Raw genomic sequence first — 707 nt, forward strand, 5'->3', positions numbered from 1 at the left:
ATCATGATCGGCCTGCCGTCCAGGGAGATGCGCGTGCCCGCCAGCGCGCCGTGCGTCACGACCCACGGTTCGGGTGGTTCGACGGGGTCGAGGTCGTCGGGCAGGGCGTAGCCGGTGCCGGTGGACAGGGTGACGGCGACGGCTCCGGTGGCGGCGAGGGCTTGGCGGGTGGTGCCGAGGTTCCAGCCGGTCCACCACTTGAGGTCGGCTTCGGTGCCGGGGCCGTAGGAGCGCAGCCAGCGGCGGGCGAGTTCGGTGCGGGCGTGGGCGGGGTCGACGTCGGGCCAGGGTGTGCCGGGTGTCCAGCGGAACTGGGTGCTCAGCCAGGTGCCGAGGGGGCGGCCGCGGCTGATGTGGCCGTCGGCGGCGAGGACGCGGAGGATGCGGCTGGACACGTTCTGGCGGGTTTCGTAGCGCTTGCCGGGTGCGACGAGGACCTGTTCGAGGAGTGCGGGGACGTCCCGGGTGAGTTCGACGGCGGTGGCCTGGCCGCGTCGGCGCAGGGCTTCGAGGGTGGCTTGTTCGACTTCGGCGAGGCGGGTGGCGTCCCAGCCGACGCCGTCCGCGAGGTAGGTCAGCAGCTTGGCGCGTTCCTTGGCGGCGATGGCGGCGCCGGCGGCGGCCTGCACGACGGGGGCCGTGGTGGTGGTGACGGCGAACATCGTGCGACGCATGCACAGCAGTCGGACGAGGGTGCGCCGGTCGTA

At 73.3% G+C, this 707-nt stretch carries 1 protein-coding gene; it reads right to left on the minus strand.

Features of this window, described 5'->3' with window-relative positions; all coding sequences use genetic code 11:
- A partial coding sequence (locus tag AB0G02_RS37280; RefSeq protein WP_360804340.1) for a crosslink repair DNA glycosylase YcaQ family protein occupies nt 1-674 on the minus strand: 674 nt, incomplete at its 3' end.
- Between the last annotated feature and the right edge of the window lie 33 nt (nt 675-707).

It is taken from the genome of Actinosynnema sp. NPDC023658 (assembly GCF_040639995.1).
Taxonomy (GTDB): domain Bacteria; phylum Actinomycetota; class Actinomycetes; order Mycobacteriales; family Pseudonocardiaceae; genus Actinosynnema.